Annotated in this window: 21 protein-coding genes; 16 read left to right on the top strand and 5 right to left on the bottom strand. The window is 37.2% G+C overall.

Features of this window, described 5'->3' with window-relative positions; translation table 11 throughout:
* Window positions 1–22: 22 nt before the first annotated feature.
* The 4 genes from C1A40_RS03115 to C1A40_RS03100 form a co-directional block, all read right to left on the bottom strand.
* Window positions 23–1,744 (bottom strand): PspC domain-containing protein, encoded by a 1,722-nt coding sequence (locus tag C1A40_RS03115; RefSeq protein ID WP_102994633.1) that lies wholly within the window; start codon window positions 1,742–1,744, stop codon window positions 23–25.
* Window positions 1,737–2,081: a PadR family transcriptional regulator gene (locus tag C1A40_RS03110; protein ID WP_102994632.1), complete on the bottom strand. Its 345-nt coding sequence runs from the start codon at window positions 2,079–2,081 to the stop codon at window positions 1,737–1,739. Before C1A40_RS03110 ends, C1A40_RS03115 begins: the two co-directional genes overlap by 8 nt.
* 131 nt (window positions 2,082–2,212) lie before the next feature.
* Window positions 2,213–2,650 carry a DUF4870 domain-containing protein gene (locus tag C1A40_RS03105; RefSeq protein ID WP_102994631.1) on the bottom strand — a complete coding sequence of 146 codons (438 nt, stop codon included), beginning with the start codon at window positions 2,648–2,650 and terminating at the stop codon, window positions 2,213–2,215.
* A 710-nt stretch (window positions 2,651–3,360) separates the two neighbouring features.
* A complete protein-coding gene (locus tag C1A40_RS03100; RefSeq protein WP_102994630.1) occupies window positions 3,361–4,017 on the bottom strand; it encodes a LexA family transcriptional regulator in 657 nt (218 codons plus the stop codon).
* A 96-nt stretch (window positions 4,018–4,113) separates the two neighbouring features.
* Between C1A40_RS03100 and C1A40_RS03095 the strand changes: the two genes are divergently transcribed.
* Entirely contained in the window at window positions 4,114–4,341 is a 228-nt protein-coding gene (locus C1A40_RS03095) for a hypothetical protein (protein ID WP_102994629.1), read from the top strand.
* 53 nt (window positions 4,342–4,394) lie between these two features.
* Here C1A40_RS03095 and C1A40_RS03090 read toward each other — a convergent pair whose 3' ends face one another.
* Window positions 4,395–4,730 (bottom strand): hypothetical protein, encoded by a 336-nt coding sequence (locus tag C1A40_RS03090; protein WP_158651260.1) that lies wholly within the window; start codon window positions 4,728–4,730, stop codon window positions 4,395–4,397.
* Window positions 4,731–4,826: 96 nt separating this feature from the next.
* On the opposite strand from C1A40_RS03090, the gene C1A40_RS03085 reads away from it, so the two are divergent.
* From C1A40_RS03085 to C1A40_RS18270, 15 genes are all read left to right on the top strand, one after another.
* Window positions 4,827–6,920: a hypothetical protein gene (locus C1A40_RS03085; protein ID WP_102994627.1), complete on the top strand. Its 2,094-nt coding sequence runs from the start codon at window positions 4,827–4,829 to the stop codon at window positions 6,918–6,920.
* 28 nt (window positions 6,921–6,948) lie between these two features.
* A complete protein-coding gene (locus C1A40_RS03080) occupies window positions 6,949–7,155 on the top strand; it encodes a hypothetical protein (RefSeq protein ID WP_102994626.1) in 207 nt (68 codons plus the stop codon).
* 4 nt (window positions 7,156–7,159) lie between these two features.
* Window positions 7,160–8,113 (top strand): AAA family ATPase, encoded by a 954-nt coding sequence (locus C1A40_RS03075; protein WP_102994625.1) that lies wholly within the window; start codon window positions 7,160–7,162, stop codon window positions 8,111–8,113.
* A gap of 18 nt (window positions 8,114–8,131) precedes the next feature.
* On the top strand, window positions 8,132–8,794 hold the full coding sequence (locus C1A40_RS03070; RefSeq protein ID WP_102994624.1) for an ATP-binding protein: 663 nt from the start codon (window positions 8,132–8,134) through the stop codon (window positions 8,792–8,794).
* Between the two features lie 14 nt (window positions 8,795–8,808).
* Entirely contained in the window at window positions 8,809–9,123 is a 315-nt protein-coding gene (locus C1A40_RS03065; protein ID WP_102994623.1) for a hypothetical protein, read from the top strand.
* Complete coding sequence (locus C1A40_RS18090; RefSeq protein WP_158651259.1) at window positions 9,113–9,250, top strand: hypothetical protein; 138 nt, start codon at window positions 9,113–9,115, stop codon at window positions 9,248–9,250. Before C1A40_RS03065 ends, C1A40_RS18090 begins: the two co-directional genes overlap by 11 nt.
* 3 nt (window positions 9,251–9,253) lie before the next feature.
* Entirely contained in the window at window positions 9,254–9,916 is a 663-nt protein-coding gene (locus tag C1A40_RS03060) for a hypothetical protein (RefSeq protein WP_102994622.1), read from the top strand.
* Complete coding sequence (locus C1A40_RS18085) at window positions 9,916–10,071, top strand: hypothetical protein (RefSeq protein WP_158651258.1); 156 nt, start codon at window positions 9,916–9,918, stop codon at window positions 10,069–10,071. Before C1A40_RS03060 ends, C1A40_RS18085 begins: the two co-directional genes overlap by 1 nt.
* Window positions 10,068–10,358: a hypothetical protein gene (locus C1A40_RS03055; RefSeq protein WP_102994621.1), complete on the top strand. Its 291-nt coding sequence runs from the start codon at window positions 10,068–10,070 to the stop codon at window positions 10,356–10,358. Before C1A40_RS18085 ends, C1A40_RS03055 begins: the two co-directional genes overlap by 4 nt.
* On the top strand, window positions 10,358–10,552 hold the full coding sequence (locus C1A40_RS03050) for a hypothetical protein (RefSeq protein WP_102994620.1): 195 nt from the start codon (window positions 10,358–10,360) through the stop codon (window positions 10,550–10,552). The genes C1A40_RS03055 and C1A40_RS03050 overlap by 1 nt, the downstream gene beginning before the upstream one ends.
* A gap of 8 nt (window positions 10,553–10,560) precedes the next feature.
* On the top strand, window positions 10,561–11,097 hold the full coding sequence (locus C1A40_RS03045) for a hypothetical protein (RefSeq protein WP_158651257.1): 537 nt from the start codon (window positions 10,561–10,563) through the stop codon (window positions 11,095–11,097).
* Window positions 11,036–11,605, top strand: a complete 570-nt coding sequence (locus tag C1A40_RS03040; protein ID WP_158651256.1) for a hypothetical protein — start codon at window positions 11,036–11,038, stop codon at window positions 11,603–11,605. The genes C1A40_RS03045 and C1A40_RS03040 overlap by 62 nt, the downstream gene beginning before the upstream one ends.
* A gap of 169 nt (window positions 11,606–11,774) precedes the next feature.
* Window positions 11,775–12,074 (top strand): hypothetical protein, encoded by a 300-nt coding sequence (locus tag C1A40_RS18080; protein ID WP_158651255.1) that lies wholly within the window; start codon window positions 11,775–11,777, stop codon window positions 12,072–12,074.
* A gap of 98 nt (window positions 12,075–12,172) precedes the next feature.
* Window positions 12,173–12,370, top strand: coding sequence for a hypothetical protein (locus tag C1A40_RS03035; RefSeq protein WP_102994617.1), 198 nt, complete (start codon window positions 12,173–12,175; stop codon window positions 12,368–12,370).
* Between the two features lie 127 nt (window positions 12,371–12,497).
* On the top strand, window positions 12,498–13,001 hold the full coding sequence (locus C1A40_RS18270) for a DUF7220 family protein (protein WP_199287737.1): 504 nt from the start codon (window positions 12,498–12,500) through the stop codon (window positions 12,999–13,001).
* Window positions 13,002–13,057 lie beyond the last annotated feature (56 nt).

Genomic DNA, 13,057 nt, shown 5'->3' with positions numbered 1-13,057 from the left:
GTAGTTTTTTAATGATGAATTGTTACTGATCAGATTTTATTTCGATGCCTTTACTGCTAATATTGATTTTGACTTCATCCGATTCGACTTTAATGCCATCGCTGTCAATTTTTACTTCTGGGGTGTCGACTTCAACATTAAAATCTTCATCGGGACAGTCTAAACACTTCGAGTTATTATCCATAATACGGATAAAATGATTGGTGTTCTTGTCAGATATCAAATGACCTTCATGGTTGTTATGTCTAATAAAGTCTTCTGTATTACTACTAAAATATACCACGGTGTTTTCTGGTAGATAGAGTATGATATCAACTTCTTGATCGTTGTATTTATTTTTAATATCGGTAGTTAAAAAAGCATCTAGGAGCAAGGTTTTGTTTTTAACTTCATAATGATAATTGATGTTTTTTGCTCGTGCTATAGCCGTTTCATAGTTTCTTCCGTTGGCACTTTTTATAATTGAAAGTGTGGCTACGGTATCGGAAGTCGATTTTACCATAATACGAACATCAGATGAATACATAATCTTATTGCCGTTGTCATCATGAGCCAGTTTAAAATCATCGCGGCTAAAGCTAGAGTTGAATTTATCGCTATGCGTCATTTTAACCATTAAAGTGTCGTTCGCTTTAATAAAGAGCTCGTTTTTTTTAATATAACTTTCTTCGAAAGCGTGCTCGCTTGCTTGTCGGATACCAAAAATAACCAAGGTGATTATGGATAGAATCCAAAGGCCTAGCAAGGTAAATTTGGCAATGTTTCCAATAGATTTTAAATTGTTGATTAAAATTTTAAGTCCTAAATAAAACAAGAAAAAGAACGGAATCCCTACAGCAAAAAATATAGCAAGTGAGACCAACCAGATTGGGGTATTGCCTACGTTTACAAGATCGAGATTGTCTAAGCCTGGAATGTGAATAATATCGGCTACACCCATAGAAAATAGGCCAATAACAAGAGCAATTAAGGTTGAGGCTCCAATGATAATAAGTAAAATACCTATGAACTTAGCAAATATTTTAAGCAAGATCATAACGGCATCGGCTAGACTATCAAAAAATGTTTTAGACGTCGATTTAATTGAATTTGTGCCTTTTTTTAGGTCTACATTTTTAGCTGCTTTTGAAACCGAATCGGATACATTTTTGGCAACTTGAGAGACGTTATCAAAGCCGTCTTTTATTTTTTTTTCAATATTACTAATGTTAACAGGCTCGCCAGTCATCATAATTTTTTCGGCAGTAGTTTTGGCTTCAGGAACTAAAATCCACAGTAAAATATAAAGTAATACGCCTGTTCCTGCACCAAACACTAAAAGAATCCAAGCCAATCTCACCCAAATAGCATCAATACCGAAATAGTGTGCTAATCCAGACGATACCCCACTGATATAGGAGTTGTCGGGATCTCTAAATAATTTTTTAGAGCGTGTAGATTTATTTTGATTCGTACTCGGGTCGTCTTCAAAAATTTCTTCATCAACCACATAATCTTCAGGTTGCCCCATGATGGAAATGATTTCATCCACCTCTCTAAGCCTAATAACTTGCTTGTTGTTTTGTAAGCGTTCGTTAAAAAGTTCTGCAATGCGCGCTTCAATGTCGGCAATAATTTCATCGCTACCTTGCGAGTTTGCTAACGAGCGTTTTATAGACTCCAAATAACCCTGGAGTTTTAAGTAGGCGTCTTCATCAATATGAAAAAATATACCTCCTAAATTTATGTTTACTGTTTTATTCATTGGTGTTGTTTTTTTGGCTTGTTACGATGTTTACTGCGTTTTGAAGTTCATTCCAAGTACTACTAAGTTCTTCTAAAAACAGTTTTCCTGTTTCTGTTAAACCGTAGTATTTTCTAGGTGGGCCAGAGGTAGACTCCTCCCATCGGTAACTTAAAAGATCGGCGTTTTTAAGTCTGGTAAGCAAAGGGTAAATGGTACCTTCTACCACAAGAAGTTTGGCATCTTTTAAAGTGCTTAAAATTTCGGCCACGTAGGCATCTTCATCTTTTAAGACCGATAGAATGCAAAACTCTAAAACGCCTTTGCGCATTTGGGCTTTTGTGTTTTCTATTTTCATGTGTTGTATTTTTTTGCTTTTATATGGCTGCTGAGGTGATGAAGTTCATTGCGTTTTAAAAGCTTTTGTATGATGAAACAATTCGTTTTTTGATTAATGTTTTTGTTTTTTTTGAAACCGTTTTGATTCGTTTATTTTAAAAATTGAATGGTTAAAGGATATTTATAAATTTCGCCATCTCTGGCTTTGAGACTAGCAATAATAATTAACACCAGTTCCAATACGAAAGCCACGATCGCTATAACACCTAAGCCTAATGCTGTGAATATGATCACGGAGGGTTCATGGATATAGAGCTCAATACCTTCAAAATTACTGAAGGCGATATTGCCAAAAATGGACAACAGAAAAAACGGAATAGCAATACACGCTATAATGATTGCATAAAGCAAGATGCTAATTTGGAAATTGATGATTTGTTTACCATTCTTATCAATAAATTCGGATTTATCTCTATTGGATAGCCATAATATTAAAGGCCCTAGAAAATTTCCGAAAGGAAAAATAAATCTGGTAAATGATGATAAGTGAATAAATGTGGCAATATTTTTTTGTTGTTTATCTTCCATAATGTAAAAACGTATAATAGTTTCTTATGCAAATATATGTCTTTAAAAAGGTATTATGTTACGCATAGTACCTAAATTTAACATAATATTAACAATTGTAACAACAAATTTATTGCTTAACTTAGGAAGTTACCCCCCAAAAAACGAAATGCCCAAAAAACATTTTAGCTAAAAAACGCTGAAAAGCCAATAAAATAAAGGGGTTTAAGCGTTTTTAGTCACTACACTCAACAAAAACCAAATGCCCAAATTTGTGCATTTTACCGTCTTTTTACCGTCTTTTTAAATCTCAATTAAATCCCTTTTAAATCCTATTGCGATGTATATGTAGCAAAAAGGGCAAAACCACGCCATTACTAGGCTTAATACGTGGTTTTGCCCTTTGTTTTTGTGCCATTTTGTTAGCGCCAGCAATATGGTTTGTGTGCATTTGGTTTTTGGGGTTTTAAAAGTTGCGTAACCTGTTGGGTCACCTGTTGGGTCACCTCAACACGACACAAAAAGTATGTGAACGCACCCCCGTACTGTATAATTTTTGCATAAAAACGCCCCTTTTTACGAGTTACGCACCCCCATAATGTAGGGCTGTAAATAGTTAGGGTGTTGAAAACGTGTGTTTTAGTTGTTTTTAGGGTGAAATCTTAGAAATCTTGGCTTCTTTTTGTGCATTCCGTGTATTCCATGTATTCCGTAATACGGTATGTACGGTATTACTCTAGTCTAATTACGCCTACAACTAGGGCTATGTTTCTAATGTCCGATCGTGGTATTTCAAACTCATCATACTCTTTATTGTCCGATTTGCATAAAACATGATCTTCTTTAAGGCCTTTTTTTAATCGTTTCATAATAATGCCTTGGCTTATGGAGTCTATAACATGCACTTTATTCCATTGCACAAATAGCAACTCGGTGATTAGGCGGCAGGCTACAACATCGCCGCTAGAATATTTGGGATACATACTACTGCCACGAACAGGTAGCATAAAATCCACCTTTACTTGTTTAAAAAGCGGAACCTCATACCGTTCTTCAATAACATCAAACGGTACACCAGCAATACCTGCGTCACCTAGTCCAGCAAAAGCCTCTAAAGGCAATAAAGGGATGCCATTATTGTTGCTGCTAACCTGAGCGCTTGCTTCTGGAACTTCTCTGGAAGGTTTTAGCATGGAACCTTCACCGGATAATAACCAATCAGCATTTAAAAATTCACATTTTTTGAATAATAGTTCAGTGTCGAATGTATTTCTTTTATACCACATCGATAGATTTGTTGGTTTTATCTCTAAGAACTCAGCAAAATCTTTATTCGTTTTAATATTTAAATGGCTCTTTATCTTATTAAGCATCAATGGTTTATCCATAAAAAGAAATATTTAATTCAAAAAATGTGAATTATTATTTGTAAATATTCAAAAAATGTGAATATCTTTGTTCGTGTAACAAAACAGTTCAAATATATGAAACCACAAGAAATCCTAGAGGTAAAAACCGCAATAAAACACGCTATTCGTCGGGGCGATTATGTTGTATTAGGTAAAATGCTTTCCAAAACCACCGATGCCGCCAGAATGCGCTATAACCGCAATAAAGCCGATGCGGTGTTAGCCATGAAAAAAATAGTAGAAGACCGCGCCAAGACTATTGAAGGTTATATACATGATAGTGCTAATACAACCAATAATTAAAGAAAAGGATGGGAAATAAATCACTTTTAAAAAACAGAAACAAGATGATACATTTAATTCTCCATTTTCTCTATAAGGTAAAGTTCTGCTTCCTTCTTTACAAAGTTATTTCTATTGAAAAACAACGCAGCTGCCATGGGAAAACCGTACACTTCTGCACCCTCCCCGTTGAAGATTACGGTAACGTGATAGCCTACGATGGTGTTAGCGAATTTTGCACACTCGTCGTATTCCCAGAGTTCTTCGAAGGACACAGACGCGCCAAGAGCTTTGAAAAAAGTGCTGCAAGAATCCTTAATAGGATCTAGGGCTTCCCAGCCCTCAGATTCTTCAAAACACTGATGTTTAATAGTGTAAATTAATTTACTAGAGTATACAAGCTCTTTCATAACTGCATTTTTAAGATTAGACACCCTAAATGTAGTAAAATTTCCCGCCACGGCTTAGCGTGGTTTCGACACCACGGCGGGAACAATACCAACACCATGCAGCACGATAATAACAACATACCTTATCAATTCTACAACGAAAAACTAGGCGTAAAAATTAAGTTTTTAACGACAACTAGGAATCATGAGGATAGTATTCGAGTTATCTCTTATAAAGCCTTGAATGGGCGTATGCGTAGTGATACCTGTACAGAGAAGGAACTCCGTCGCGGTTGTTTTGGTCATGATGCCTTGATCTTGCACGACTCTATTAGTCGAGAGTGGAAAGACCGCCTAAAGCTTAAGTTTGGCAACCCGCCCGAGCTGGTTAAAAAGGCATACTTTGCAGGGTTCTACCAAGCCGACCGCGCAGCCTACGAGTTTTATATAAGTTACCGCTACGGTCAAAACAACAACCAAAAGTTAGATTTAAAATTAGTTGAAGAGTACACTTATAATGCCTCGGTACTTAATGCGGTACTAGAGGTAAAGCAAGACCGTCGCGCCTATGCTCGCGCCTTGGGAGTGCAACGCCTCGATTTATGGTTAAGCCTAAGTAAAGATGTTAATGCTTTTCGCGAGGTGGCGCACACCTTACCAGCAAGTAAAGATGGTTTACGCCGTAAGGCTACAGCTTATGCTAAAGATAGTTATGTAGCGCTTATATCTGGAAAACTTCAAAACAAAAACTCCCGAAAAGTGGCCAATAAAAAACAAATGGCTTTGCTAGACGAGCTTATTGCTAAGCATACCAATCTAGACAATACCATGATCGCTAATATCTACAATACCATTGCCGAGAAATTAGACTGGAAACCTATTACCGCCCAAACCGTAGCAAACCGCAAAAAGGAAAAGAACCTAATTACCCACGCTGGTAGAAAAGGTGTTAAATCTTTAAAAAACAACATACTCATGCAAAATAAACGTAAAAAACCAAGCTCCCCAATGCTATACTGGACCTTAGATGGGTGGAGTGTAGAACTCCTTTACCAGCAAACCACGGTAAACGAGGAAGGTAAAACCGTTACTACCTACCACAATCGACTAACCGTAGTGGTGGTGCTAGATGCCTTTAATAAGTATCCAATTGGTTACGCTATTGGTACGCACGAAACGCCAGAACTTATTACACTGGCTTGTCAAAATGCGATGCAGCATGCAAAGGAGTTGTTTGGTCAATATTTTATGCCATACCAATTGCAGTCCGATAACTATGCAATTAAAAAGTTAACACCATTGTACGAAGCGATGTCGTACCTCTTTACGCCTGCCTCGGTAGGTAATGCTAAGGCTAAAATTGTTGAGCCGTATTTCAATCATATTAATAAAAACTACTGCAAGTTATTAAACAACTGGTCTGGGCACAATATAAGTAGCGGCAGTAAAAACCAGCCAAATAGTGATTATATCAACAAAATTAAAAAGCAGTTTCCAGACCAAGACGGCTGTATTTCACAAATACAAAGCATCATTAATGCCGAGCGTTCCAAAAAAGCCGCCGATTATGGTAATGCATGGCTAACGGCTAAGCCCGAGTATAAAATACTTATGAGCCAAGAAAATTATCTGCTAACCTTTGGTAGTAATACGGGTTATACCAACCGTCTAAAAGGAGAAGGTTTGGTAATGACCATAAACGGGCAAAAATGCTGGTACGATTGTTTTGATCTGGAATTTAGAAACCATGCCGATAAGGATTGGAGTATCCAGTACGATACTACTGACCTTAGTCAAGTACTTGCTGTTTCTACCGATGGTAAAGAGCGTTTTATGCTCGAACAAAAGTACATTCAACCTATGGCTATCGCCGATCGTGTAGAAGGTGATACCCTCCAATTAGCCCGAGTTAACCAATACAACAATGTTTTAATAGAAAACATTAAAGAAGAGCGCGGCGAAAACGGTCGCTTAGTTGGTCGCCTCTTAGAGCAACCAGAACTACAAGACACTTTAGCTAAGCACTTACTTACCGATAGTGCTGGGCAACACAAAAACTACAAGAGCAAAGCCCGATTACAAATAGATAAAAACGCCCAAAAAGCCAATGACAAACACGAACGTAAAACCCTAAAACAAAAAGAAAAGACCTATGCCCAAGAGCAACAGGACTATTATGCAGGCAAAATAGATATTAACGATTACCTCTAATAAAACCCCAAAACCCCAAAACCCCCAAATGAAAAACCTATTAAATAAGCTCCAAGCTACCAGAACACAAATTGTAAACAAAGTTGAAAAACGTGACGAAAGCGCGTTAAAACGCTCCGATAAATGGCACGAAAGCCAACGCGCTAAAGCCTACGAATCTAAAACAGCCGAACTAGCAAACACCGTAGAGCATTTAGATGAAGCAATAAACAATTTACAAGAATACCTAAACTAATATTATGGACAAGCCTACAAAACAATACATAGCCCAAAAGCTACAAGAGTATATCGACCTACATGGAATATCTCAAAAAATGGTCTCTACCCGTACAGGGGTACGCCAAGAATATGTAACCGCTATCTTAAAAGGTGTGTTTACCTACGATGCCGGAAAAGGCAACACGGGTAATATACCAGAACACCACTTTTTAAAGCTGGCCGATCTAATAGATTACACCATGGGAAAACAATACTGGATTAACCGTAACACGCCCCAACTTACACAAATGATTGCTGTATTAAGCGAAGCCCGCGAGCATGCCTATACGCGCCTTATTATTGGTGCTACAGGATCAGGCAAATCTCATGCTATCGATTTGTATGTAAAAAAACATCCTGCCGATGTATTTTGTGTAAAAGTAGGAAGCGAGGATACGCTTAATATCTTATTAGACAAAGTGGCTAAAACCTTGCGTGTGCCTATTTTTAAGCATAAAAGCATGAAAATTCGCGAGATCTCCCGCGCATTAAAGGCCTTGTCGATGTACAATAAAAAGCCTCAGCTAATCTTTGACGAAGCCGAGTATTTAAAAGTATCCGCTTTATGCTCTATCAAAGAGTTTTACGATTATCTAGATAAGTATTGCAGTATTGTACTTATTGGTACAGCTCAACTTACCAATCAAATAGATAAGTTACGTAAAAAAGACGCCAAAGGCATTCCGCAGTTGTACCGCCGTATTAAATTCGGTATCCGACATTTACCCAATATTGATAAGTCATTTAAATTGTTTTTAAATGAAATTGAAGACAAGGACGTGGTGCGATTTCTACGCGATCAATGCGATAACTATGGCGAGCTGCACGATGTTCTGGTACCCTGTCTTCGCGAAGCCGATAGGTTAGAGGTGCCTCTGTCTCTGCCGTTAGTGGAGCGTGTGCTAAACATTAAGCAAGTAGAATTATTTGTTTAATCTCTAACGATTTCACACATGCAGGACAACGCAGAAGCCGATGAGCTAAAGCTAAAGCGTACCCTTACCGTTGCTAATATCCAAAGTCAGAAAGTGAAGCGTGTTCCGTGGACTGGTGATTTTTACCAAGCCCTAGGCAAACCGCAAGACCGAGGCGTTTGGTTCATCTGGGGAAACTCAGGCAGTGGTAAGAGTAGCTTTTTAATGCAGCTCGCAAAAGCCTTATCCAAATTAGGTTATAAAACGCTTTACAACCTATGCGAGGAAGAACCAGACGACGCCGAATACATTCAGCGTACCACCTTATTTAAAATGAACGAGGTACAGGATTGTTTTTATACACAAAGCTATGATTACATAGAGTTGATGATTTTTTTACGCAAACGCCAACCTCCAAAAGTGGTTATAGTCGATTCCATTAAAGACATTACCACCAACTGGGAAGAATACTTAGCCTTAAAAAAACTAATCACTAAAAAGAATATCATTTTAATAATTGTTGGTCAAGCTGAAGGTAAGAACCCCAGAACCGAGTTTGAAAAATCGATACGCTACAACGCTAAAATGAAAATTTTTGTGTCGGGTTACCTAGCAGTTTGCCAAGGTAGAACCATAGGCCCTAACGGTGGGCAATACATCATATACCAAGAAGGCTACGATAAACTTCGTGGCGCATCCTAAATAAGTAAAATACCATGAAAAAACAGGTTATACACATTTTACAAATCACTCCAGAGGCTTACGAATTATTAGTAATAAGCCTATACCACGAGTGGTGTGCGCAAAAAAGCAATAGTAAAAAAACATTACAAAAACTATTAAGCTGCGTGCCTTTGTTTAACTGGTGGTACAAACAACTAGATCACTTCGAAAAACAATTCATTGAAGAAGCCACGCCATTTAAAGGGGCGATAAGTCCGCAAGTAGCACAAGATTTTTACCGTGAAACCATAAGCGGTATTTACTCCATATTCTCTAAACCATTAATTAAAAAAGCCTATGACGCCTAAACAAATCGAAAACAAGATTGATGAACTTAACTTCTGGCTGGATAACAACCGTAACCACCCAGATTATACTCGAAAAAGTAACGAACGATTCCAATTAGTAGAACAATTAACCCAAATTCAAGATTAAACCATGAGTACATTAGATCTATCAACACTATCAGCTTCAGATAAAGAAGCCTTAATGCAGCAACTAGCAAATGAAGCTAAAGCGAAAAAAGAAAAAATTAAAAACGATCGTAAAGCTTATAAAGAGCTGTCTTGCGAGTTTGTAACTCGTAATATAGATAAGCTAGTACATCACAACGATATTACCGAAATATTAATAGAAACCCTATTTAAAGATTTCGAACCTATAAAAGCCATTAAAGAGCAGGTGTATGGCAACGATCCGCAGGATAGTCATACTTCTACTTTAAACGATGGTTCTGCAAGTATCACCATAGGTCACAACGTTACGATTAAGTTCGACGGAACCGAAGCTGCAGGTGTTTCAAAAATTAAGGAATTTATCAAATCCTTATCCGATGGTAATAACAATGAGAATACCATTAAGCTAGCTAAAGCTGTAGATACCTTTTTAAAAATCAACCCTAAAACGGGCATGCTAAACCCTTCTAAAATTATTGAGTTAAGCAAGCTAAGGGATGAGTTTAATGACGAGCGTTTCGACGATGGCCTAGACATCATTTTTAACGCTCAAATCCGTACACAAAACAGTATGTACGTAAGTGGTTGGAAGTTTATCCAGCACCAAGGATTAAGCAAAAAATTAACCTTTAGATTTTCGGTGTAATGGCAGTAATAATAAGTCCCCTTAACGACGATCAATTATTCGTGAATAACAAGATTGTAGAACGTGATAATAACGGTAACTGGATAGCTCGTGTGGAGCTAACCAGTGCCGAACATAAAGCCTTCCAGAAACATTTAAAAAGTTTAATGTCATGACAAAAACAGCTCCATCTCCTAAAAAATACACCTTATGGTCCTTTTACGATAGCAACAACCAGCAGCACAAGTATATTTTAAGCTTGTGCATGCAATTTGGTTGGAGTAAAGCGCATAAAGTAACGGGTAAGCAAGTAGCTAATTTAGGCGCTTTAGATAAGTGGTTGCGTGGGGTGCATAAAATAGGTCAATCGCCTATAAAAAAGCCATTGCAAGACATGAGTACGACAGAGCTAAGCAAAGTAATAACCGCACTAGAAAATATGGTGTTTAAAAAGAATTGCTAATGCCTGAATGTAACGAGATTTTTACTCCAGATTTTTACGCCCAAAGCCATAAACCTTATGTGAGTGCAATAAGTAATTGCACTCATCAGGGCGAAGTTACCAAAGTAGTTGTAAGTACAGCAGCAACCTGCGAAGTTATAAACCTAGTTTGCGCCAATTGCAAAGCTGTTTTACACGAAGAAACTAATTGTTAATTAAAGCCATGACCCAACACTATACCATAGAAATTATAGATACCGATACGCATTTTAAACTAACCTACAGGGATAATAAGTTTAAAAAGCTAGAACACCTACGAGGTCGGTTTAATAGCGCCACATTAAAACAAATTGGGCGCATTATACCGCACACCGAAAGCAATTTAAAAGCCTTTGAAACCCTTTTTAAAAACAAAGTGCTATACACTAAGGTTGTAGCAGAAAAAAGCCTATATGCTAAGTTTTTAAGCGAATGGTATAGCTTTTTTGAACGTTTTACAGGGTTGCCTCCAAAGTTTACAGGAATGGATGGTAAAAGCCTTAAAAGTATTATAACCTATCTCACTCAAATTGGTGGTAACGAAACCGAAGCCTTAGCTCTTTGGCAAGTCGTGTTAAGCAAGTGGAACACCTTAAAAGAGTTCCATAAGCAAAATACCGATTTAAAGTATATAAACTCCAAATTAAACATTATTCTCCATGAAATTAAGCAACAAAATAACACCTTCGCTACTGGAACTAACGGCAGTGTCCAACTATAGCAACACGGCGGTTGTTAGGCATTATTCAGGTATGAATTTGGCAGTAGCCATAAAAGCTACTAGCAAATCCATGGGGTTGCTAAGTAAGCAGGAAAACGGCGAAACCCTAGTGAAACGCTGTGTTATTAATATGTTTATTGGAACCAGTATGTATTTTAGTAAAGTACTACCCGATACCCAAGCAAATGTTATAGCCGAAGAGCTTTTAGCAAATTATGAATACCGCCAATTAAAGCTTGAAGATGTATTAGCAATATGCTACGAGCTTAAAGAAGCCGACATTATTAATCTTACTCCAGCACGCATTTTAAGGCAAATTAAAGACTATTGCCGTCGCCGTGAAAGTGCCGTAATTCACCAAAGCATAAGCCATAGCGAAACACAGAAAAACGCCAGTTTTGGAGCCAATTTCGACGATCGTGTAAAAAACACAATTCGCCATATAGACCGCACTAATATGGAGATTGCTAAAGGTCGAGTAAAAACCCGAAAGTATTATAAGCCATGACTAGAAGTACGAAAAAAAGTGCCTGCTGTAATGCAGGTACTTATAAAAAAGAACATCCCTTTAAAAACCGCATAAATTCCATGCTTATATGTAAAAGATGTGGCAGTATGTGTAAACCAAATAAGTCCAATAGCTAATAATTTAAAATATAATCTTTAAAACTAATATCATGAAATACACCGCACGTATAAGCAGTAATCTAATGACAAAAAACAGCCTGCAACGCTCTATCCAGGAATACATACAAGGAATAGACAGAATACTAATAATAAACAACAAAGACTTGTCGGAGTTTAAAACAAATGTTATCGCCAACATCGTGTTTTTAAACAATGAAAATCCGCGATGTACTCCAGTAAAAGCAAGGTGGATAGAACTTGACAAAAACGACTGGCTGTTAGCCGGTGTAGATTTTTGCCATTTTATAATTCGCCACGTAAAAAAAGATTACCTACCCAACAACCAATAACCAACAACCAACAACCATCAACCAAAAACCAAAAACCAACAACCAACAACCAACAACCAACAACCAATAACCAATAACCAATTTAAAACCTCAATACCATGCAACAAAACATGTCACAAAAACAAACCGTACAATTTGGTAACTATATGTTATCTGAACAACGAAAAGCAAACTTTAAACAAGCCTATAACGCAGCATTGCAAAGCGGTGTGCCTCACCCATTACCAGTAGCCGAAAGTTTGCAACACGTGCACGATGCCGATTTAGAGCAACTAACCCTAACCAGTAATAACTAGCCAGTATGAATTTATATCGCATAGGATTTAAAGATGGCTTTAACTCTGGAATAATATTAGGAGTAGCCATAACCGTAACCTTAGTGGCTGTAATTGCCGTTTTAATGTATTACTAATTATAAAAACAATGACTCAAACTAAAACCCAATCCTTAATAGAAGCCATTACCAACACCGCTGTTGGTTTTGGCATCTCCTTAGCGGCAACCTTTGTAATTTTCCCTGTTTTGGGTATAGCAACCACGCCCAGTAAAAATCTGTTAATAACGCTGTTTTTTACTGCAATTAGTATAATAAGAGGCTATGTGATACGCAGGTGGTTTAATACGGAAGTAAAGCCCTTTGTTCGATTTAAAGAATGTTTAAAAAGAGTCAGTAAATCTGTGTCGGAATCAGATACTAAACCCAAGATAACACGCCAGAATTTGAAAGATTTAGGCTTTACATTTAATGTGGTTAATGAAGATTACATGAGAGTGTTAGAGGCAAGATATTTTACTGAATCCGCAGATATAGTAGTAGGTACTATATATCATGGGAAAAGATGTTCTAGTCAATTTGTATGTTATAAAATAAGAAGAACCATATATGATCCAGACTTAGCATTAATCGAGAAATTAGTTCTAAACTAATAATTATTAAAAAACTATTTTAGCAAGCAATTGTTAACTTTTTAATTAAAAAAAAC

It is taken from the genome of Tamlana carrageenivorans, from assembly GCF_002893765.1.
GTDB lineage: Bacteria > Bacteroidota > Bacteroidia > Flavobacteriales > Flavobacteriaceae > Pseudotamlana > Pseudotamlana carrageenivorans.
The sequence above is the reverse complement of the archived record's forward strand: the minus strand, read 5'-3'. Positions and strand labels throughout refer to the sequence as shown.

Bases quoted from the DNA above. Each gene is read 5' to 3' on its own strand.
- C1A40_RS03115 (WP_102994633.1), bottom strand. From the start codon at position 1,744: ATGAATAAAACAGTAAACATAAATTTAGGAGGTATATTTTTTCATATT.
- C1A40_RS03110 (WP_102994632.1), bottom strand. From the start codon at position 2,081: ATGAAAATAGAAAACACAAAAGCCCAAATGCGCAAAGGCGTTTTAGAG.
- C1A40_RS03105 (WP_102994631.1), bottom strand. From the start codon at position 2,650: ATGGAAGATAAACAACAAAAAAATATTGCCACATTTATTCACTTATCA.
- C1A40_RS03100 (WP_102994630.1), bottom strand. From the start codon at position 4,017: ATGGATAAACCATTGATGCTTAATAAGATAAAGAGCCATTTAAATATT.
- C1A40_RS03095 (WP_102994629.1), top strand. From the start codon at position 4,114: ATGAAACCACAAGAAATCCTAGAGGTAAAAACCGCAATAAAACACGCT.
- C1A40_RS03090 (WP_158651260.1), bottom strand. From the start codon at position 4,730: ATGAAAGAGCTTGTATACTCTAGTAAATTAATTTACACTATTAAACAT.
- C1A40_RS03085 (WP_102994627.1), top strand. From the start codon at position 4,827: ATGCAGCACGATAATAACAACATACCTTATCAATTCTACAACGAAAAA.
- C1A40_RS03080 (WP_102994626.1), top strand. From the start codon at position 6,949: ATGAAAAACCTATTAAATAAGCTCCAAGCTACCAGAACACAAATTGTA.
- C1A40_RS03075 (WP_102994625.1), top strand. From the start codon at position 7,160: ATGGACAAGCCTACAAAACAATACATAGCCCAAAAGCTACAAGAGTAT.
- C1A40_RS03070 (WP_102994624.1), top strand. From the start codon at position 8,132: ATGCAGGACAACGCAGAAGCCGATGAGCTAAAGCTAAAGCGTACCCTT.
- C1A40_RS03065 (WP_102994623.1), top strand. From the start codon at position 8,809: ATGAAAAAACAGGTTATACACATTTTACAAATCACTCCAGAGGCTTAC.
- C1A40_RS18090 (WP_158651259.1), top strand. From the start codon at position 9,113: ATGACGCCTAAACAAATCGAAAACAAGATTGATGAACTTAACTTCTGG.
- C1A40_RS03060 (WP_102994622.1), top strand. From the start codon at position 9,254: ATGAGTACATTAGATCTATCAACACTATCAGCTTCAGATAAAGAAGCC.
- C1A40_RS18085 (WP_158651258.1), top strand. From the start codon at position 9,916: ATGGCAGTAATAATAAGTCCCCTTAACGACGATCAATTATTCGTGAAT.
- C1A40_RS03055 (WP_102994621.1), top strand. From the start codon at position 10,068: ATGACAAAAACAGCTCCATCTCCTAAAAAATACACCTTATGGTCCTTT.
- C1A40_RS03050 (WP_102994620.1), top strand. From the start codon at position 10,358: ATGCCTGAATGTAACGAGATTTTTACTCCAGATTTTTACGCCCAAAGC.
- C1A40_RS03045 (WP_158651257.1), top strand. From the start codon at position 10,561: ATGACCCAACACTATACCATAGAAATTATAGATACCGATACGCATTTT.
- C1A40_RS03040 (WP_158651256.1), top strand. From the start codon at position 11,036: ATGAAATTAAGCAACAAAATAACACCTTCGCTACTGGAACTAACGGCA.
- C1A40_RS18080 (WP_158651255.1), top strand. From the start codon at position 11,775: ATGAAATACACCGCACGTATAAGCAGTAATCTAATGACAAAAAACAGC.
- C1A40_RS03035 (WP_102994617.1), top strand. From the start codon at position 12,173: ATGCAACAAAACATGTCACAAAAACAAACCGTACAATTTGGTAACTAT.
- C1A40_RS18270 (WP_199287737.1), top strand. From the start codon at position 12,498: ATGACTCAAACTAAAACCCAATCCTTAATAGAAGCCATTACCAACACC.